Raw genomic sequence first — 1,381 nt, 5'->3', positions numbered from 1 at the left:
GGCTCCCGCTATTGGATGAGCCTATGTCGGATTAGCTGGTTGGTGAGGTAAAGGCTCACCAAGGCAACGATCCGTAGCTGGTCTGAGAGGATGATCAGCCACATCGGGACTGAGACACGGCCCGAACTCCTACGGGAGGCAGCAGTGGGGAATATTGGACAATGGGGGGAACCCTGATCCAGCCATGCCGCGTGTGTGAAGAAGGCCCTCGGGTTGTAAAGCACTTTCAGCGAGGAAGAACGCCTAGTGGTTAATACCCATTAGGAAAGACATCACTCGCAGAAGAAGCACCGGCTAACTCCGTGCCAGCAGCCGCGGTAATACGGAGGGTGCAAGCGTTAATCGGAATTACTGGGCGTAAAGCGCGCGTAGGTGGCTTGATAAGCCGGTTGTGAAAGCCCCGGGCTCAACCTGGGAACGGCATCCGGAACTGTCAGGCTAGAGTGCAGGAGAGGAAGGTAGAATTCCCGGTGTAGCGGTGAAATGCGTAGAGATCGGGAGGAATACCAGTGGCGAAGGCGGCCTTCTGGACTGACACTGACACTGAGGTGCGAAAGCGTGGGTAGCAAACAGGATTAGATACCCTGGTAGTCCACGCCGTAAACGATGTCGACCAGCCGTTGGGTGCCTAGAGCACTTTGTGGCGAAGTTAACGCGATAAGTCGACCGCCTGGGGAGTACGGCCGCAAGGTTAAAACTCAAATGAATTGACGGGGGCCCGCACAAGCGGTGGAGCATGTGGTTTAATTCGATGCAACGCGAAGAACCTTACCTACCCTTGACATCTACAGAAGCCGGAAGAGATTCTGGTGTGCCTTCGGGAACTGTAAGACAGGTGCTGCATGGCTGTCGTCAGCTCGTGTTGTGAAATGTTGGGTTAAGTCCCGTAACGAGCGCAACCCTTGTCCTTATTTGCCAGCGAGTAATGTCGGGAACTCTAAGGAGACTGCCGGTGACAAACCGGAGGAAGGTGGGGACGACGTCAAGTCATCATGGCCCTTACGGGTAGGGCTACACACGTGCTACAATGGCCGGTACAAAGGGCTGCGAGCTTGCGAGAGTCAGCGAATCCCTTAAAGCCGGTCTCAGTCCGGATCGGAGTCTGCAACTCGACTCCGTGAAGTCGGAATCGCTAGTAATCGTGAATCAGAATGTCACGGTGAATACGTTCCCGGGCCTTGTACACACCGCCCGTCACACCATGGGAGTGGACTGCACCAGAAGTGGTTAGCCTAACGCAAGAGGGCGATCACCACGGTGTGGTTCATGACTGGGGTGAAGTCGTAACAAGGTAGCCGTAGGGGAACCTGCGGCTGGATCACCTCCTTAAACGATGCGTCACGCGTCGGTAAGCGTTCACAATGAATTACCTGATCAGATA

Annotated in this window: 1 rRNA gene; it reads left to right on the top strand. The window is 55.1% G+C overall.

The features are described from left to right. Window positions 1-1,329 (top strand): 16S ribosomal RNA (locus tag JI62_RS06505); the annotation flags it as partial. Between the last annotated feature and the right edge of the window lie 52 nt (window positions 1,330-1,381).

The sequence above is a fragment of the Halomonas campaniensis genome (assembly GCF_002211105.1).
GTDB classification, from domain to species: Bacteria; Pseudomonadota; Gammaproteobacteria; order Pseudomonadales; family Halomonadaceae; genus Vreelandella; species Vreelandella campaniensis_A.
Note: the sequence above shows the minus strand (reverse complement) of the source record. Positions and strands in the feature narration are given on the sequence as shown.